General features: G+C 72.0%; 17 protein-coding genes and 1 pseudogene. 6 read left to right on the forward strand and 12 right to left on the reverse strand.

Going from position 1 to position 16,292, the window contains the following annotated elements; all coding sequences use genetic code 11:
* Positions 1–5 precede the first annotated feature (5 nt).
* The 10 genes from ACIGA3_RS22880 to ACIGA3_RS22925 form a co-directional block, all read right to left on the reverse strand.
* On the reverse strand, positions 6–620 hold the full coding sequence (locus ACIGA3_RS22880; RefSeq protein ID WP_399718644.1) for a DNA-binding response regulator: 615 nt from the start codon (positions 618–620) through the stop codon (positions 6–8).
* Positions 617–1,801 (reverse strand): sensor histidine kinase, encoded by a 1,185-nt coding sequence (locus ACIGA3_RS22885; protein WP_399719248.1) that lies wholly within the window; start codon positions 1,799–1,801, stop codon positions 617–619. The genes ACIGA3_RS22880 and ACIGA3_RS22885 overlap by 4 nt, the downstream gene beginning before the upstream one ends.
* 5 nt (positions 1,802–1,806) lie before the next feature.
* Positions 1,807–2,565 carry an ABC transporter permease gene (locus ACIGA3_RS22890; protein WP_161202907.1) on the reverse strand — a complete coding sequence of 253 codons (759 nt, stop codon included), beginning with the start codon at positions 2,563–2,565 and terminating at the stop codon, positions 1,807–1,809.
* Positions 2,562–3,497, reverse strand: a complete 936-nt coding sequence (locus ACIGA3_RS22895) for an ABC transporter ATP-binding protein (RefSeq protein ID WP_399718648.1) — start codon at positions 3,495–3,497, stop codon at positions 2,562–2,564. Before ACIGA3_RS22895 ends, ACIGA3_RS22890 begins: the two co-directional genes overlap by 4 nt.
* 129 nt (positions 3,498–3,626) lie before the next feature.
* Complete coding sequence (locus ACIGA3_RS22900; protein WP_399718651.1) at positions 3,627–5,852, reverse strand: hypothetical protein; 2,226 nt, start codon at positions 5,850–5,852, stop codon at positions 3,627–3,629.
* Positions 5,853–6,004: 152 nt separating this feature from the next.
* Complete coding sequence (locus ACIGA3_RS22905; RefSeq protein WP_399718653.1) at positions 6,005–6,421, reverse strand: DUF6113 family protein; 417 nt, start codon at positions 6,419–6,421, stop codon at positions 6,005–6,007.
* A complete protein-coding gene (mshB, locus tag ACIGA3_RS22910; RefSeq protein WP_399718656.1) occupies positions 6,418–7,272 on the reverse strand; it encodes an N-acetyl-1-D-myo-inositol-2-amino-2-deoxy-alpha-D-glucopyranoside deacetylase in 855 nt (284 codons plus the stop codon). Before mshB ends, ACIGA3_RS22905 begins: the two co-directional genes overlap by 4 nt.
* Positions 7,273–7,304: 32 nt before the next feature.
* Positions 7,305–7,898: a Uma2 family endonuclease gene (locus tag ACIGA3_RS22915; RefSeq protein WP_399718658.1), complete on the reverse strand. Its 594-nt coding sequence runs from the start codon at positions 7,896–7,898 to the stop codon at positions 7,305–7,307.
* On the reverse strand, positions 7,891–8,808 hold the full coding sequence (locus ACIGA3_RS22920; protein WP_399718661.1) for a helix-turn-helix domain-containing protein: 918 nt from the start codon (positions 8,806–8,808) through the stop codon (positions 7,891–7,893). Before ACIGA3_RS22920 ends, ACIGA3_RS22915 begins: the two co-directional genes overlap by 8 nt.
* Positions 8,809–9,039: 231 nt before the next feature.
* Positions 9,040–9,510, reverse strand: coding sequence for an ATP-binding protein (locus ACIGA3_RS22925; RefSeq protein ID WP_399718664.1), 471 nt, complete (start codon positions 9,508–9,510; stop codon positions 9,040–9,042).
* A gap of 119 nt (positions 9,511–9,629) precedes the next feature.
* Between ACIGA3_RS22925 and ACIGA3_RS22930 the strand changes: the two genes are divergently transcribed.
* The 3 genes from ACIGA3_RS22930 (at position 9,630) to ACIGA3_RS22940 (ending at position 11,178) form a co-directional block, all read left to right on the forward strand.
* A complete protein-coding gene (locus ACIGA3_RS22930) occupies positions 9,630–10,505 on the forward strand; it encodes a helix-turn-helix domain-containing protein (protein WP_399718666.1) in 876 nt (291 codons plus the stop codon).
* Positions 10,502–10,708: a DUF397 domain-containing protein gene (locus ACIGA3_RS22935; protein ID WP_399718669.1), complete on the forward strand. Its 207-nt coding sequence runs from the start codon at positions 10,502–10,504 to the stop codon at positions 10,706–10,708. The genes ACIGA3_RS22930 and ACIGA3_RS22935 overlap by 4 nt, the downstream gene beginning before the upstream one ends.
* Before the next feature lie 107 nt (positions 10,709–10,815).
* Positions 10,816–11,178 carry a DUF397 domain-containing protein gene (locus ACIGA3_RS22940; RefSeq protein ID WP_399718672.1) on the forward strand — a complete coding sequence of 121 codons (363 nt, stop codon included), beginning with the start codon at positions 10,816–10,818 and terminating at the stop codon, positions 11,176–11,178.
* A 96-nt stretch (positions 11,179–11,274) separates the two neighbouring features.
* Here the strand turns inward: ACIGA3_RS22940 and ACIGA3_RS22945 are convergent, their stop codons facing one another.
* Entirely contained in the window at positions 11,275–11,574 is a 300-nt protein-coding gene (locus ACIGA3_RS22945) for a DUF6087 family protein (protein WP_399718675.1), read from the reverse strand.
* 54 nt (positions 11,575–11,628) lie between these two features.
* Here ACIGA3_RS22945 and ACIGA3_RS22950 point away from each other — a divergent pair.
* Positions 11,629–12,138, forward strand: a pseudogene (locus ACIGA3_RS22950) (SAM-dependent methyltransferase); the annotation flags it as partial.
* A 375-nt stretch (positions 12,139–12,513) separates the two neighbouring features.
* Positions 12,514–13,662 carry a transcription termination factor Rho gene (gene rho, locus ACIGA3_RS22955; RefSeq protein ID WP_399718678.1) on the forward strand — a complete coding sequence of 383 codons (1,149 nt, stop codon included), beginning with the start codon at positions 12,514–12,516 and terminating at the stop codon, positions 13,660–13,662.
* Between the two features lie 53 nt (positions 13,663–13,715).
* On the opposite strand, the gene ACIGA3_RS22960 is transcribed toward rho, so the two are convergent.
* On the reverse strand, positions 13,716–13,910 hold the full coding sequence (locus tag ACIGA3_RS22960; protein WP_018544306.1) for a hypothetical protein: 195 nt from the start codon (positions 13,908–13,910) through the stop codon (positions 13,716–13,718).
* A gap of 214 nt (positions 13,911–14,124) precedes the next feature.
* Here ACIGA3_RS22960 and ACIGA3_RS22965 point away from each other — a divergent pair, with 214 nt between their 5' ends.
* Positions 14,125–16,275, forward strand: a complete 2,151-nt coding sequence (locus ACIGA3_RS22965; protein WP_399718681.1) for a prolyl oligopeptidase family serine peptidase — start codon at positions 14,125–14,127, stop codon at positions 16,273–16,275.
* Positions 16,276–16,292 lie beyond the last annotated feature (17 nt).

The following is a 16,292-nucleotide window of genomic DNA, read 5'->3' on the forward strand; positions in this document are numbered from 1 at the left end:
CCGGCTCAGAGCCAGCCCTTCTCGCGGGCGATGCGGACCGCTTCCGCCCTGTTGCGTACCGCGAGCTTCTGGATGGCGGTCGAGAGGTAGTTGCGGACCGTGCCCTGGGAGAGGTGGAGGGTCTGGGCGAGTTCGGCGTTGGTGGAGCCGTCCGCGGCCGCGCGCAGGATCTCGCGCTCGCGGTCGGTGAGGGGGTTGGCGCCCCCGGCGAGGGCGGCGGCGGCCAGGGTGGGGTCGATGACGCGTTCCCCGGTGAGCACCTTGCGTACGGCGGCGGCGAGTTGGGCGGCGGGGGCGTCCTTGACGAGGAAGGCGTCGGCGCCCGCTTCCATGGCGCTGCGGAGGTAGCCGGGGCGGCCGAAGGTGGTGAGGACGACGAGCTTCACGCCGGGGTGCGCCCGGTGGACCCGCGCGGCGGCCTCGATGCCGGTGCAGCCGGGCATCTCGATGTCGAGCAGGGCCACGTCCACCCCGTGCTCGGCGACGGCGGCCAGCACCTCGTCACCGCGCGCGACCTGCGCGACGACCTCGATGTCGTCCTCCAGCCCGAGCAGCGCGGCGAGCGCCTCGCGGACCATCGACTGGTCCTCGGCCAGGAGGACCTTGATCGTGCTCGTCATGCCCCGGATACTACGTCCGCGACGGCGGCCGACGGGACGCGGGCGACCACCCGGAAGCCCTTGGCGGACCGGCCCGCCTCCAGTGTGCCGCCCGTGTCGTGGAGCCGTTCCGCGAGGCCGGTGAGGCCGTTGCCGGGCCCCTTCCCCGGGCCGCCGGAGCCGTTGTCCTCGACGGAGAGTTCCAGCACCGGCCCGTCCAGGGTGTGCCGGTGCAGCAGTTCCACCGCGCACCGCTCCGCCCCGCTGTGCCGGACCACGTTGGTGACGGCCTCGCGCAGCGTCCACGCGAGCGCGGCCTCGGCCTCCTCGGGCAGCCCGGCGAGGTCGGGCTCGGCGGGGATCTCCGCGATGACCCCGGCGGCCGTCAACGCGACCTGCGCGCCCGCGAGTTCGGCGGCGAGCCGGGGCCGCCGGTAGCCGGTGACGGCCTCGCGGACGTCGACCAGCGCCTGCCGGCTGACCCGCTCGATGTCCGCGACCTGCTGGGCCGCCTGCTCCGGCCGGCCCGGCAGCATCCGCCCCGCCAGCTCGCTCTTGAGGGTGATCAGGGACAGCGAGTGCCCCAGCAGGTCGTGCAGGTCGCGGGCGAGCCGCAGCCGCTCCTCGTTCGCGGCGAGCTGCGCCACCGTGGCCCGCGCCTTGCGCAGCTCGATGGTGGTGCGGACCAGCTGCCGTACGCCCGTCATGGCGAAGCCGATCAGGACCACCAGCAGCAGGAGGTTGCGTGCCTCCTCCTCGCCGGAGTGCAGTCCGACCAGGTACATCAGGGCCGCCGAGGCCGGGATCGCCCAGTAGGTGGCCTTCGTCGGCAGGGTCGCCCCGCAGGCCACCGAGAGGTAGACGAACAGGCCGAGCCAGGCGCTGCCGAGGGTGTAGGCGAGGAGCGGGGCGAGAATCCCGAGGATCAGCAGGAGCACGACGACGGACGGCCCGGAGAAGGTCCGGCCCATGTTGCGGAAGACCAGTCCCAGGTAGACCGCGACGAACGCGATGAGCCCGGCCGCTCCGGCCCAGGTGGCCGCCGTGCCGTGGCCGCCGCTCACCAGGTCGTGGACGGGCGAGCTGAGGAAGACCAGCCAGACGCCGATCCACAGCAGCTTCGCCCACAGCTCGCGCCGGCTCCGCGGCGGTCGCCCCACGGGGGTGTCCGTCACGGTCCCGGCGTACCGGTCCTTGGTCATCGCGTTCACGCCTTCAGCGTGTCCTTCCGGTACAGCCAGGCCGCGCCGCCCGCGAAGAGGACGAAGTACACGGCGAGGACGGCGACGTCCCGCGCCTGCGGGGCCTGGCTCTGTTCGACCGCGCGTCCCAGGGCAGCGTACGCGTACGTCGGCAGCCACTCGGCGATGTCCTGGAGCCACCTCGGGAACCCGGCCGAGGGCATCCACAGGCCGCCGAGGAGGGAGAGCGCGAAGTAGACGATCATCGTGATGGGGCGTACCGCGTCGCCGGAGGCGAGGTAGCCGATGGCGACGCCGAGCGCGGCGAAGACGAGGCTGCCGGCCCAGATGACGCCGGTGAGGGCGAGCCACTGCCAGGCGTCGAGACGTACGTCCTTCACGACGGCGGCCACGATGAACACCATGACGATGGACGGCAGGCTGACCACGGCCGCGCTGGCGGTCTTGGCGAGGACGTACCCGTGGCCGGGCAGCGGGGTCAGCCTCAGCTGGCGCACCCAGCCGCTCTCGCGCTCCTTGGCGATGCGCTCGCTGTTGCCCATCAGCACGGCGGTCAGGGCGCCGAAGGAGGCCATGGAGACCATCAGGTAGGTGGCGACGGTCAGGCCGGTGCCGTCCACCTTCTCGTCGGTGCCCGAACTGCCCGCGAAGATCAGGAAGATGATCGAGGGGTAGAGCACGGAGAAGAACAGGAACTTGCGGTTGCGCAGGGCACGGGCGAGTTCGAGCTTGATCAGGGCCCGTGAGGCGAGGATGCCGGTCATGCGCGCTTGGCCTCCTCGGCCTCGGTGATGGCGACGAAAGCCTGCTCCAGGCCCAGCCCGGCGACTTCCAGATTGCGGGGGTAGAGGCCGAGCCCGTAGACGGCGTGGACGGTGGCGTCGGCGTCGGACGACTGGATGCGGACGGTCTGCCCGGACACGTCGAGCGAGGTGAGCGCGGGCAGGGCGGCGAGCGCGGTCTCGTCGATGGCGCCGTCCAGGTCGAAGGAGACCCGGCGGGCGCCCGCGCGGGCCTTGATCTCGGCGGCGGTGCCGTCGGCCAGCAGCCGGCCCCGGTGCAGGACGAGCACGCGGTCGGCGATGGCGTCGGCCTCTTCGAGGTAGTGGGTGGCGAAGAGGACCGTACGGCCCTGGTCGGCCTGCTCGCGCATGGTGGACCAGAACGCGTGCCGGGCGGAGACGTCCATGCCGGTGGTCGGCTCGTCCAGCACGATCAGGTCGCTGTCCCCGGCGGTGGCCAGGGCGAAGCGGACGCGCTGGGCCTGGCCACCGGAGAGCTTGTTGACCTTGCGGTCGGCGATCTGCGCGATGCCCGCGCGGGCGAGCACCTCGGAGGCGGGGTGCGGGCGGGGGTGCAACGAGCAGGCGAGACCGACCAGTTCGGCGACCGTCACGTCCTCCATCAGCCCGCCGCTCTGGAGCATGGCCCCGACCCGCCCGGCGACGATGGCCTCGCGCGGACTGGTCCCGAACACGGTGACCTGCCCGGCGTCGGGCTGCTTCAGGCCGAGCAGCAGGTCGAGCGTGGTGGACTTGCCCGCGCCGTTGGGCCCGAGCAGGGCGACGGTCTCGCCGGGCCGCAGGGCGAGCGAGAGTCCGTCGACCGCGCGAACGCTGCCGTACGTCTTGCTCACCTGGTCGAACCCGGCCACCACCGGCGCGGCGGTCGCGGGCGGTGCCGCTGTCGTTGTCATGCCGTCCATGCTGGCGGGGAGGGGGGTGGCGGCGGCAGTGCCGTCGGTCCTGAGTGCCGGATGACAGATGTCATACGACGGTGAGGGCACCCGGAGCGTCTCCGGATGCCCTCACGATGCCGTGCCCGACTAGTTCGGCTTGGTGTCGATGACGCCGGTGCGCTCCGCCGTGGTCTTGCCGACCAGGGCCTTGCGCAGGGCCGCCACGACGTCCTGCGGGAGGATGTCGCGCTTGCCGGTCGCGCTCTCGACCTTCACGCCGTCGAAGGTGGTGCCGTACGCCTGCTTGAGCGCCTCAAGGTTGTACGTGTCGGTGAGCTTGCCGCCCACCGCCTTGAACCCGAGGATCTTCGGCAGCGACTTGGGCCCGAACTTGATGCTGTGCGCCGCGTCGACCTGGACGGTGACGAGGTCCGACATCGCGGGTTCCGCGAACGCCTTCATCTCCCTGTCGACCTCGGCGTTCGGCACCGTCGGCTGCCTGGTGGTCGTGGGCACCGTGACCGGGGTCGCGGTGCCGGTCTCGATCAGCGTGCGGTACGCCTGCTCGACCGCCTTGCCGGAGCCGGCCGCGTCGATGGCCTTGCCGGGCTTGCCGTAGACCGCGACGGCCTTGCCGGACTCGAACCTGATGCCGCCCTCGACGACCGAGCCCGAACCGCCGCCCGCCTGCTGGAGCGCGACCTGGAGCTTCTCCTCGTCCACCGGGGTGACCGGCTCGACGACCCGCTTCTGCCCGAAGAGGGAACCGATCACGGAGAGCGGGTTGTAGTCGCTCTTGGCGGCGTCGGCGACCGTGGCCTGGTAGTCGAACTGCAGGCCCGCCTTGTCCGGGGTGAGGGCCACGTCGCCGCCGCCCACGGAGAGCTGGAGCGGCTTGTTCACCCGGTCCCGGAAGGTGTCGTCGAGCTTCTTGACCGCGTCGTCACGGGTGCCGCCGCCGATGTCCAGACCGAGCACGGTGGTGCCCTTGGGCACGTCGGTGCGGTTCATCAGCAGTCCGGCGCCGTAGGCACCGCCCACGACGACGACCACACCGGCGACCAGCAGCATCAGCTTGCTGCGGCCCTTCTTCTTCGGCTTCGGCGCGGCCTTCGCCTGCGGGGCGGGCGGCTTGGGCGCCGTGTACGCCGGGCGGTCCCCGGCGGGGCCGAACGGGTCGGCGGCCTCGTCGCCCGGGAAGACCGGGATGCCGCTGGCGACGGTGTGTCCGGAGACGCCGCCGTGCGGCGCGCGGCCGGGGGCGTTCGGGGCGGTGGCGAGCTGCTGCGGGGTGAGGATCGCGGTGTCGTCACCGAGGGGGTTCCCGGCCTGCGGGGCGCCCTGGGGGCCGCCCTGCGGACCCTGGGCGCTCTTGGGCGGGCCGCCGCCGGGGGCGCGGAACGCGGGCGGGCCGTCGAAGGGCTCGCCGGGCTCCATGCCCCGCATGCCGGGGGCACCCGGAGCGCCGGGGGCGGTGCCGGGCACCGGGCGGGTGGGCAGCGGGCCGTCACCGGTGACCGGGCCGCCCGTCGGGCCCGCGGGGCCCTTCGGGCCGGGGGCACCCTGGCCGCCGGGGCCGTTGAAGCCGCTCGGACCGCCGGGGCCGCCACGGCCGTTGGCGCCGGGGGCACCGGGACCACCGGCCGGGGCGCCGCCGTTGTCGGAGAAGAACGGCAGGTCGTCACGGGCGGGCTCGCCGGGGCGGGCGCCACCGCGCGGGCCGGCGGCCAGCGCCTCGGTGACGTCGAAGGAGCCCGTGCCGCCGCCGTGGCCCGGCGCGACGGGGCCACCGGTGGCGCCGGACATGCCGGAGCCGTTGGTGCCGCCAGGGCGGGGGGCGCCCGGTGCGGGGGCGCCGGCGGGGCGCGGGGCGGAGGGGCCGGGGCCCAGGGCCGGGGCGCCGGGCCGCGGCCCGCTCGTACCGGCGGCCGAACCGCCCGGCAGTCCGGCGCCGTTGGTCCCGTTACCTCCCGAACCGCCCTTGGGGCCGCCGGACTTGCGGGGAGCGAACCATTCGCTGGTCTTCTCCTCCGCCTGCGGGGCGGGCTCGGCGGCCGGTTCGGGGGCGGGCGCGGGTGCGGCGGCGGGCTCGGGCCGCGCGTCGACGCCCGGCTCACCCCCGGCGCTCTCGCTCTCCCCGACGGTCTTGCGTACGACGACCGGCGGAATGGGCCGCGACCCGGGGATGTTGATCCGGATGCGCGTGGTCAGCGTGGTCTCGGTCCTGCGCTCCTCGGGACGCGCGTCCGGACTTCCCGCGCCGGTCCCGTCGCCGGAAGCCACGGGGGTCCCGTACGGCGGGGTGCCGGAGGGGTACGCGGCTCCGCCGCGCCCGTTGGGCCCGGAGGACGGAGTGTCAGTTTCACGACTCAAGGCAAGTTCTCCCGGTTGGCTCCGCCGCCCGTCACGACCTCAGCGGGCATCTCGGCGGCGCGCACCACCATACTGGCCACCTCTGGCGCGATTCCCACGACCGCCGGGGAAATCCGCACCGGACCCGCACGAGGGTCACGCGAAGTGGTACGTCACTTGCCAAGTCGGTCGGAGCCGTCGACGGGTTGCCGCCCGGGAGCCAAGGTGGCACAGATCACAGCGAGAGCCATCCCGCCGAGCAGAAAGACGTACGAGCCGCCACCCGCGCCGAACAGGAAGTCGCCTTCCGGGCGGCTGGCGGTGAGCAGGATGACGGCGATGATCCAGCCGAGCACCGGCGCGACCGCCCCGGACCGTCCGCGCAGCGCGTAGCCCCCTCCCAGGAACACTCCGCCCGCGCCCGCGAGCGCGAGCAGCAGGCCGAGCGGGAACCAGGCGGCCTGCACCAGCGCCCCGGCGATGCCGACAACCGCGCCGAGCACGCACAGCCCGAGCAGCGCGGCCATCCGGCCCAGCGAGGGGCGTTGCAGCGGCTGGGCGAGCATCGAGCCGTGTCCGGGGCCGCTCATGACGCCACCTCCACTCCGGCGAACAGGTCGCTCTCGCCGGGCTCGGCACTGCCGTGCACCAACTCGTAGTACTCGGTGGTGAACAGCGGCTGGGCCTGGTCGTTGGAGAGCGCGAAGTAGTCGCCCGCGACGGTGATCTGGGTGGCGTGGGCGCGCATCGCGGCGGCCTTGGCGGCGGCGTACGCGCTGCCGTCGACGGCGGTGGTGATCCGCTCGTCCGGCACCACGCCGGGCAGGTCGGCGATGTCGGCGCTCTTGCCGAACGGCAGGCCGGGCAGCTCGTCGGCGAGCCGCGCGAAGGCGTCCTCGACGACCGAGCGGGGCATGCGGTTCCAGTAGACCTTGGCCACCCGGTGGCCGCGTCCGGCGGCCAGCTCGACGGCGCGCATGGCGACGCGGTGGGCCTGGATGTGGTCGGGGTGGCCGTACCCGCCGTTGTCGTCGTACGCGACGAGCACCTGCGGCCGGACCTCCAGGATGACGTCCACGAGCGCCCCGGCGGCCTCGTCGAGGCCGGCCTGCCAGAAGCAGGCGGGGTCGTCGTTGTCGGGGAGCCCCATCATCCCGGAGTCCCCGTACCGCCCGGCGCCGCCGAGCAGCCGCACGTCCGTGACCCCCAGCTCGCGGAGGGCGGCGTCCAGCTCGCCCCGCCGGTACGCCCCGAGCGCGGCGCCCTCCAGATGTCCCAGCTCCGGCGGGATCACCTCCCCCCGCTCCCCGAGCGTGCAGGTCACCAGGGTCACGTGCGCCCCCTCGGCCACGTACTTGGCCATGGTCGCGCCGTTGTTGATCGACTCGTCGTCGGGATGCGCGTGCACGAGCAGCAGACGCCGGGCGGGCAGTTCGGTCATGGGGTCCAGCGTACGAGGGCAGGGGCGACGGTTCAGGACGCGCCCTGCGCGGTGCTGTCGTCGGCGTAGCGCGGCAGGCCGTCCGTCGGGATGGTCCAGTCCGCGATGGTGACGTCCTCGCCGTAGCCGAAGTCCTTGCGGGTGGCGTAGCGCGGGCCGGCGGGGGTGGGGTGGATGTCGGTGAAGACGGCGCCGGAGCCGGTGCGGGGGTCGAAGATCGCGTAGACCGGGATGCCCAGCAGCGGGTAGTCGCGGATCTTGCCGACCCAGTCGTTCTCCGGGTTGGAGCGGGAGACGATCTCGACGGCGGCGACGAGCGTGCGGGGGTCGAACGCGCCGTCCCCCTCCATGTCGGCCTCGGCGATCACCATCACGTCGGGGTGCCGCATGATGCCCTCGAAGAAGTCCTCGACGTCAGGTGCGCCCATATGGGCCACGATTCCATCCGGCAGCAACTGATCCAGCCGTTCACGGACGTACAGCGCGGTGAGCTGGTGTGGCCTCACCGGCGCCATCAGGTCGTGGACGATTCCTTCCCGCGTGACCTCGAACTGGCCGGGGAGAGTGTCGTCCAAGGACAGCACGAAGTCCCGCATGATCCGGTACAGGTGCGACATCCTAGGCATCCTCCTGGGGAGCGGTTCGGCAGTCTCGGCAGGGGCCCGGAGCCGGGGCGCGGAAGACTCGTTCGCAGCCGTCGCAAGTCTGGAAGGGGTGCCGCACGGGAGGCGGGGTGGCGGCAGGCCGGACGAACGGGGGTGGGGGCGGGAGGTAAGCGGTCAGACGGTGGGCCAACAGGGCGGCGGGGCGGTGCAGCGGCTCCGTCGGCAGTCCGTCGATCAGGGCTCCGCGTACTGCTGCCGGGGCGACGTCCCGCTCCAGCCAGGCGGCGACGCCGGGGGCGAGGTGGGCCGTGTCGGCGGCGGAGAGCAGCAGACGGGTGTCATGGCGGCGCAGGTCCGCGAGGACGTCGGTGGCGGCCTGGAGGAGTGCGGGGGCGGAGCAGGAGGGGGACGGCACGGCGGAGAGAGCCTTGCGACGGGGTCCCGGCGGACAGTCGCTGGGGGCAGGGGCGGGGGTGGGCCGCACCGGGTGGTCGCTCCCGCGCTCGTGGTTCGCGGGCTCGCGGTCCGCGCTCTCGTGGTCGGGCCGGTGGCGGCGGGCGGCCGGGGGCTGGTTGCAGGAGATCGTGCGGGTGATGATGCGGCCGCCGGGGACCCGTTCGCGTACGCGCCGCAGGTAGCCGTGTTGCTCCAGCTCACGCAGGGCGGCGGCGATACGGGTGACCCCCTCCGGGAACCGTACCGCGAGCGTCTTGATGTCGATTCGGACGCCCGGCGGCAGCGACTGGATGTGCGTGCCGAGCCCGATCGCCAGGAGGGAGAGGTCCGCGTGCTGGGCGAGGTGGTTGCCGATCACCGTGAAGCGGGCGGTGTGACGGGAGTTGTCGTGGATGAGACCACCCCGGTTCGGGTGGTCTTGACCCGCAATGCGGGACCGGACGCGCGAGGGCGCGCTAGGGTTCTGGGTACCCATCGGGAAGCTCGATTCTTCCTTGATGGTCAGGCCCTCGCACTGGGATGCCACTCCCGGCGGGGGCCGACGTATGTCTGCGGTTGTCTTGCGCTGAGCCTAGAGCCGCCCAGGGTGGCAATTGCCAGCGGAAACAGGGATGTTCACCCACCCGAGTGAGGCTGCCGCCGTGGGCAGCCACGGGCGGGAGGGGTGGGGCTTGGTGGGGGTGTTTTCCCCCGTTTCTTTGCTCTCTTACTGACCACCTCCGGCACCGGAGCGCGACCGCCCGGGTTCCGGTGCGGCGAAGTCCAGTTCAGCCCAAACGATCTTGCGCGGAAACCGGTCGTCCGCCACGCCCCAACGGTCGGCCAGGGCAGCCACGAGCAGCAGCCCTCGCCCACCCTCGTCCTCCACCCCCGGCTCCCGGCACACCGGGCGCCGGTCACCGCGCGTGTCCGTCACCTCGATACGGAGGGTGCCGTGCGCGGCGTGCAGCGCGAGCCGGAAACTCCTTCCCGGCAGCCGCCCGTGGGTCGCGGCGTTGGCCGCCAGCTCCGCGACGATCTGACCGGCCTCCTCCCACGGCAGCCCCCAGCTACGAAGCTGCTCAGCGGCGAGCAGCCGCGCGAGTCGGGCACCTCGCGGGGTGGAGGAGAACAGCACGCTGAAGTCGCGTGCACGAGCATCGAGTTGGGCCGCAGCCCCGGCGTTTTCCTGATTCACATCACCCAGGGTGTCCGTCCCGCCCTACCGTGAAGAGTGATCGCACCGTTGCGTACGGTCACTGTCGGCGGGTTGTCCGGTGGTGTCCGCGCTGTCGGCAGAGGCAGGGAGGAGTGCGGATGTCGGTGGACGGCGAGTTGGTACGGCTCGCATCGGAGACGGACGAGTCCGGCTGGGAGGTCGAACCGGACGACGACTGGGGCGCGGCGGTGATCGCCACGGTGGGCCGCCAGTTGAAGCTACGCCGCGAGGCAGCGGGGCTCCGCGCCGCTGAGTTCGGCGCGCTGATCGGGTACGGGGAGGACCTGGTCTACAAGGTGGAGGCCGGAAAGCGGATTCCGCGGCAGGAGTATCTGGACAGGGCGGACGAGGTGTTGGACGCGGGCGGTCTGATCTCGGCGTCGTGGGAGGACGTGAAGAGGGTCCGGTACCCCAAGAGTGTCCGGGCGCTTGCGGAGTTCGAGGCCAAGGCCGTCGAGATCGGTGTGTACATGGGGCTGAGCGTCCATGGGCTGCTTCAGACTCCGGACCATGCCCGAGCGCTGTTCGAGGTCTACCAGCCGCCGTACTCGGAGGAGGAGGTAGAGCATCTGGTCTCCGCGCGGATGGCCCGGAAGGCGGTTTTCGCGCGGTCGCCCGCCCCTGCTCTCAGCTTCGTCCTGGAAGAGGCGACGCTACGTCGGCGCGTTGGAGGCACAATGGTGTGGCGTGAGCAACTCGAACACCTTCTGGATACTGGGCGTTTGCGGAACGTCACGCTGCAAGTGATGCCGCTGGCCGCAGGGGCCCACCCTGGACTGGACGGCAGGATCGAGGTACTGAAGTTCGCTGACGGCACGGCGGCAGGCCGTTCGGACGGCGCGTTCAATAGTCGGCCAACCTCCGACCCGAGGCAGCTCCGCATCCTTGATCTGCGGTATGGCACCATCCGAGCCCAGGCGCTCTCGCCAGAGAAGTCGCTGGCCTTCATCGAGCAAGTGCTGGGAGAAAAATGATCCGCAAGGTCTCTGCCGGGGAAACTGCCCAACTGGCCTGGTTCAAGAGCAGCTACAGCGATGGCCCGGACGGCAACTCCTGCGTCGAACTCGCCGTCACCCCCAGCACCATCCACGTCCGCGACTCAAAGCACACCGCAGGCCCTCAGCTCGCCCTCACCCAGGCAACCTGGACGGCGTTCGTCGCAGGCGTGCGCGACTGACACCTGACGGCCCCGGCACAGCCACGCCGGGGCCGCCCCCTGAGGACTCCATGCATGCCCGCACCACAAATATGGGCGGCCTTTGCAGAACAAAGGCAGGGAGCCCCATGAGCGAAAACCTCACCACGCTGAAGTGGTTCAAGAGCAGCCACAGCGGGGGAACCGACGGCAACTCCTGCGTTGAGGTCGCGCCCACACCACGCTTGGTCCACATCCGCGACTCGAAGCACGCGACCGGCCCACAGCTCGCCCTCGCCCACGCCTCCTGGACAGCCTCCGTAAACGGCCAGCCGCCCGAGCTGACCTGGTTCAAGAGCAGCCACAGCGGGGGAACCGACGGCAACTCCTGCGTAGAAGTCGCGCTCGCGCCCCGCATGGTCCACATCCGCGACTCGAAACACACCGCAGGCCCGCAGCTCATCCTCACCCAGCAGACCTGGACAGCCTTCGTCACCGGCGTCCGCGACTGAACGCTGACGGCCCCGGCACAACCACGCCGGGCCCGCCCGCATGCCCGCACCACAGACACGGGCAGCCCCCACCGGCACACCGTAGGAGTGGCCTGATCAGCCGGGAGACTCTCCGTCGTCGGCGTTGGTCATCCGTTCGTTCACCCACCGCTGGGCCTGCGCGAGGTTCGCGGCGGTGCCTGCGGGCTCGTACGAGAATCCGTTCCACTCTTCCAGTGCCCTCGGTTCGCCAGGGCGGACGTGACCGCCGCCACCATGCAGCGGCCGGTGCCGACGCTGGACGTCCAGGGGAGCCCGGCGCCGCTTCTCGTACGCGGCCAGCGGGTCGTCCGTGCCGGGTCGCGGGACAGCGCGGGACGGCTGGTTCGGTGGTCCTGGTCGGGAATGCCTACCCATGATGTCGATGCTCTCAGGCCGCGACCGTGGTCGGGCGGGATGCGGAGCAGGGGCCTCCACGGCTACGCCCGTGTTCTGCTGACCGTGAATGGCGACGGCTCTGCCGAGGGCCAACTGCTGGGCGGCACCGTCTCTTTCATGTCCGCGCGCACGCACGCGGCGCCGGCGTTCGGCAACCCTGCCCACTGGGCCGCGGGCCTTCCCGACACCGGCCGGGAGGCTCGGCACGCCCCGGAGCGGATCACAGCGGCGACCGAGGAGGCGTTTCACCTGAGATTCCTCGCCCAGTGCGCTGTGCCGGACGCACAGATGACGACCGTGGGCGACGTCACGTACCTGGTCGACGTGGTCACCGGCTCCGCCGCTACCCTCACCCCCACCGAGGGCCGGTGGGAGGTGCGCGAGGGCGGTCCGGTGCGGCTGTGGGAACGGATCGAGGCCGTGCTGTCCGCGTACGACGCGGCAGGCCGGCCGGGGCCGGAAGCGTTCACCCTGCACGTCGATGACGGCAGGCAGCAGCTACGCCACAGGCAGATGCCCAGCCTGCCGCTCCCCCGGCCCTGAAGAAGGCGCAGAGTCCAGGCGTCCCGGCGGTGAGCGTGACGGCCTCCGCCCGGGCGCCTGACCGTGGTCCCCGCACCCACTTGTGATCGCCGTCCGCGTCCCCCTTGACGCAACCCCCCGCACCGGTACAGTGCAATGAGCGGCATACCCGCGCCCCACATCCGGCGCCGGTGTCGTGTTCCTCTCTCAGCCCTCGTGCCGATGGTCTTCGACCAGGCCGGGCTTCTTCCCAGAGACACCTCTTGACCAGGGCTTTCATCGCCCCGCCAGTGGTGTCGTTCCCCTCGCCCGGAGGCAGGCGTGTCCGCCCCTCCGTGATCTGCGGCGGCCCTTCCTCTTCCCTGCCGTTTTCCGTCCTGAAAGGACACCTCGACCGTGACCACCACCCTCGAACCCCCCACCAAAGTCACAGCAAGCACCCCAGCCACCCGCACCCGCACCCTCACCGGCGTCCTCGACATCGACGCGCACGGGAAGGGCCACCTGCGGGCCGCCGCGAGCCTCCTGCCCTCCCCCGCCGACCCGCAGATCCCACCCGCGCTGGTCCGCCGGTACGGGCTCCGCAAGGGCGACCTCGTCGAAGGCGTCAGCGGAGCGCAGCGCGCCCTCACCGAGGTCACCGGCGTCGATGGCCGCGACCCCGGAGAACGTCGCAGAAACTTCCGCGACCTGACCCCCCTGCACCCCCACCAGCGCATGCGTCTCGAACACCCCGCCTCCGGCCTGGCCGGACGCCTCACCGACCTGCTCGCCCCCGTCGGCAAGGGCCAGCGCGGGCTGATCGTCGCCCCGCCGAAGAGCGGCAAGACCGTCCTGCTCCAGCAGCTCGCCGCGGCCATCGCCGGCAACCACCCCGAGTGCCGCCTGATGGTGCTGCTGCTGGACGAACGCCCGGAGGAGGTCACCGACATGCGCAGGTCCGTACGCGGCGAGGTGTACGCGTCCACCTTCGACCGCCCCGCCAAGGAGCACACCGCCCTCGCGGACCTCGTCGTGGAGCGGGCCAAGCGGCGGGTGGAGGCCGGGGAGGACGTCGTCATCCTGCTGGACTCGCTGACAAGGCTCTGCCGCGCGCACAACAACGCCTCGGCAGCGGGCGGCCGCACCCTCAGCGGAGGCGTCGACGCGGCCGCGCTCCTGGGCCCCAAGCGGTTCTTCGGCGCCGCGAGGCAGGCCGAGGAGGGCGGTTCGCTGACCATCCTCGCCAGCGCGCTGGTGGACACCGGCTCACGCGCCGACGGCTACTTCTTCGAGGAGCTGAAGGGCACCGGCAACATGGAACTCCGCCTGGACCGGGAGCTGGCGGGCCGCCGCGTCTTCCCGCCCGTCGACATCGACCGCACCGGCACCCGCCGCGAGGAACTCCTGCTCGACCCGTACGAGTTGACGGTCACCCGGGGCCTTCGCCGCGCTCTGCGCTCACAGGGGGACGCATCGCTGGAGACCCTGCTGCAACGGATGCGGGAAACCCCGGACAACGCCACATTCCTGCGCCGCGTCCAGCCGACCCTGCCGACGACCTGAGCGCCGTGCACGGCGAGTGGGGTGGCCGGCCGGGCCGTCACCCCGGACCCGCGTCAGAACTTGATGCTGCCGATCATGCTGGCGACGTTCGTGGTCAGCTCGCTGATCGTGGGTGCGATGGTCGAGGAGGCGAGATAGAAGCCGAGGAGCATGCAGATGGCGGCGTGCCCCCCCTTCAGTCCCGACTTCTTGATCAGCAGGAAGACGATGATCGCCAGCAGCACCACCGCCGAAATCGAGAGTGCCACGGCGGCTCACCTCCAATGAATCCCAGGGACACGGGGGGTTCGGACTATGGGGGTTGTGACTCGGTCCAGCCCCGGCGAACCGGCCCGAGAGCCAAGTCCACGCGGACGCCGCCAGGTTCATACCCACGCAGCGACAGTGATCATAACTATCCGTGCTCGCGCATCGCTCGGCGCACGGCCGCACAAGGGGGCGCATGGCCAATATGGTCGGGCCATGACGACCCAGACAGTCGACACCGACTCCTTCCCCCGGCGACACGCCCGGACCCAGCGCTTCTCGCTCGGCGCGCCGCGCGCGTTCACCGTGGCGCCCGACGGCTCACGTGTCGCGTTCCTCCGCTCGGGCTCCGGCACGGACCGCGCCAACTCCCTGTGGATTCTGGACACGTCGGACGGCACCGAGCGCCCCGCCGCCGACCCCCGCGCCCTCCTCGCGGGCGCGGACGAGGAGCTGTCACCCGAGGAACGGGCCCGCCGCGAGCGCACCCGCGAGGGCGGCGCCGGCATCGTCGGCTACGCCACCGACTCGGCCCTGGAACTGGCCTCTTTCGCCTTGTCGGGACGGCTTTTCACGGCCGAGCTGCGGGCCGGCACCGCGACCGAACTCACCGTGCCCGGACCGGTGATCGACCCCCGCCCCTCCCCCGACGGCACGCACATCGCCTACGTCGTCGGAGGCGAGCTGCGGGTCGTCGGCGCCGAGGGGGCCGACGACCGGCCGCTGGCCACCCCCGAGAACGACGCAGTGACGTACGGCCTCGCGGAGTTCATCGCGGCCGAGGAGATGGACCGTACGCGGGGCTTCTGGTGGTCCCCGGAGTCGGACCGGCTGCTGGTGGCGCGGGCGGACGACACGCCGGTGCGGCGCTGGTGGATCGCGGACACGTCACACCCCGACCGTGAGCCACACCACGTGCGCTACCCGGCGGCGGGCACCGCCAACGCGGAGGTGACGCTGTTCGTCATCGGTCTGGACGGCACCCGCACCGAGGTTCGCTGGGACCGCGAGCGCTACCCCTATCTGGCGCGTGTGCACTGGTCACAGGCAGGTTCCCCGCTGTTTCTGGTGCAGTCGCGGGACCAGCGCGGCCAGCTGATCCTGGCCGTCGACCCGGACACCGGCGTCACCCGGATGGTGCACGCCGACGAAGATCCAACATGGCTGGAACTTTTCGCTGGGGTGCCCGCCTGGACCCCCTCCGGACAGCTCGTGCGTGTCGCGGACGAGGGCGGCGCGCGGGTCCTCACCTTGGGCGAACGCCCGTTGACCGGGCCGCAGTTGCACATCCGCGCGGTACTGGACGTGTCGGCGGACGACGTACTGGTCTCGGCCTCCGCCGGCGAGGCTGCCCAGGACCCGGAAATCGGCGAGATCCATGTGTACCGGGTCAGCGAGCTGGGCGTGGAGCGCGTGTCCCAGGAGCCCGGCGTGCACTCGGCGGTGCGCTCGGGCGACGTCACCGTCCTGGTCTCCGCGACGCTGGACAGTCCCGGCGCCCGTGTCCAGGTGCTGCGTGACGGAAAACCGGCGCTCGGTGTCCGCTCGTACGCCGAAAACCCCGGTATGTCCCCCAGTGTGACCCTGACCGAGGGGGGCGCACGGCGAATTCCGTGCGCCGTGCTTATGCCATCGGACTACCCCGACGACACTCCCCTGCCCGTCCTGCTCGACCCCTACGGGGGCCCGCACGGTCAGCGGGTCGTCGCCGCCCACAACGCCCATCTGACCTCGCAGTGGTTCGCCGACCAGGGCTTCGCGGTGATCGTCGCGGACGGCCGGGGCACCCCCGGCCGCTCCCCCGAGTGGGAGAAGTCGATCCACCAGGACTTCACGCTTACCCTCGACGACCAGATCGACGCCCTGCACGACCTGGCCAAGCGCTACCCGCTCGACCTCTCCCGCGTGGCCATCCGGGGCTGGTCGTACGGCGGTTACCTGTCCGCGCTGGCGGTCCTGCGCCGCCCGGACGTCTTCCACGCGGGCATCGTGGGCGCCCCGGTCACCGACTGGCGGCTGTACGACACCCACTACACCGAGCGCTATCTGGGCGACCCCGAGGCCGACCCGGAGAGCTACGCCCGCAACTCCCTGATCACCGACGAGGGCCTGTCCGACGCCGCCGAAGCACACCGGCCCATGATGATCATCCATGGCCTGGCCGATGACAATGTGGTGGCCGCACACACTCTCCGGCTGTCCTCCGCCCTCCTCGCCGCCGGCCGCCCGCACGAGGTGCTGCCGCTGTCCGGCGTCACCCACATGACCCCGCAGGAACAGGTCGCGGAGAACCTGCTCCTCCTCCAGGTGGACTTCCTCAAGCGCGCCCTGGGGACCGGTGGGACGAACCAGCCCGAACGGCGTTAACGCACAGGCAACTTCAC

It is taken from the genome of Streptomyces sp. NPDC085596 (assembly GCF_044541565.1).
GTDB lineage: Bacteria > Actinomycetota > Actinomycetes > Streptomycetales > Streptomycetaceae > Streptomyces.

Coding starts and splice junctions, on each gene's coding strand:
- ACIGA3_RS22945 (WP_399718675.1), bottom strand. CDS start 11,574: ATGGGTAGGCATTCCCGACCAGGACCACCGAACCAGCCGTCCCGCGCT.
- ACIGA3_RS22905 (WP_399718653.1), bottom strand. CDS start 6,421: ATGAGCGGCCCCGGACACGGCTCGATGCTCGCCCAGCCGCTGCAACGC.
- ACIGA3_RS22915 (WP_399718658.1), bottom strand. CDS start 7,898: ATGCCTAGGATGTCGCACCTGTACCGGATCATGCGGGACTTCGTGCTG.
- ACIGA3_RS22880 (WP_399718644.1), bottom strand. CDS start 620: ATGACGAGCACGATCAAGGTCCTCCTGGCCGAGGACCAGTCGATGGTC.
- ACIGA3_RS22965 (WP_399718681.1), top strand. CDS start 14,125: ATGACGACCCAGACAGTCGACACCGACTCCTTCCCCCGGCGACACGCC.
- ACIGA3_RS22890 (WP_161202907.1), bottom strand. CDS start 2,565: ATGACCGGCATCCTCGCCTCACGGGCCCTGATCAAGCTCGAACTCGCC.
- ACIGA3_RS22885 (WP_399719248.1), bottom strand. CDS start 1,801: ATGACCAAGGACCGGTACGCCGGGACCGTGACGGACACCCCCGTGGGG.
- mshB (WP_399718656.1), bottom strand. CDS start 7,272: ATGACCGAACTGCCCGCCCGGCGTCTGCTGCTCGTGCACGCGCATCCC.
- ACIGA3_RS22940 (WP_399718672.1), top strand. CDS start 10,816: ATGAGCGAAAACCTCACCACGCTGAAGTGGTTCAAGAGCAGCCACAGC.
- ACIGA3_RS22895 (WP_399718648.1), bottom strand. CDS start 3,497: ATGACAACGACAGCGGCACCGCCCGCGACCGCCGCGCCGGTGGTGGCC.
- ACIGA3_RS22935 (WP_399718669.1), top strand. CDS start 10,502: ATGATCCGCAAGGTCTCTGCCGGGGAAACTGCCCAACTGGCCTGGTTC.
- ACIGA3_RS22930 (WP_399718666.1), top strand. CDS start 9,630: ATGTCGGTGGACGGCGAGTTGGTACGGCTCGCATCGGAGACGGACGAG.
- ACIGA3_RS22920 (WP_399718661.1), bottom strand. CDS start 8,808: ATGGGTACCCAGAACCCTAGCGCGCCCTCGCGCGTCCGGTCCCGCATT.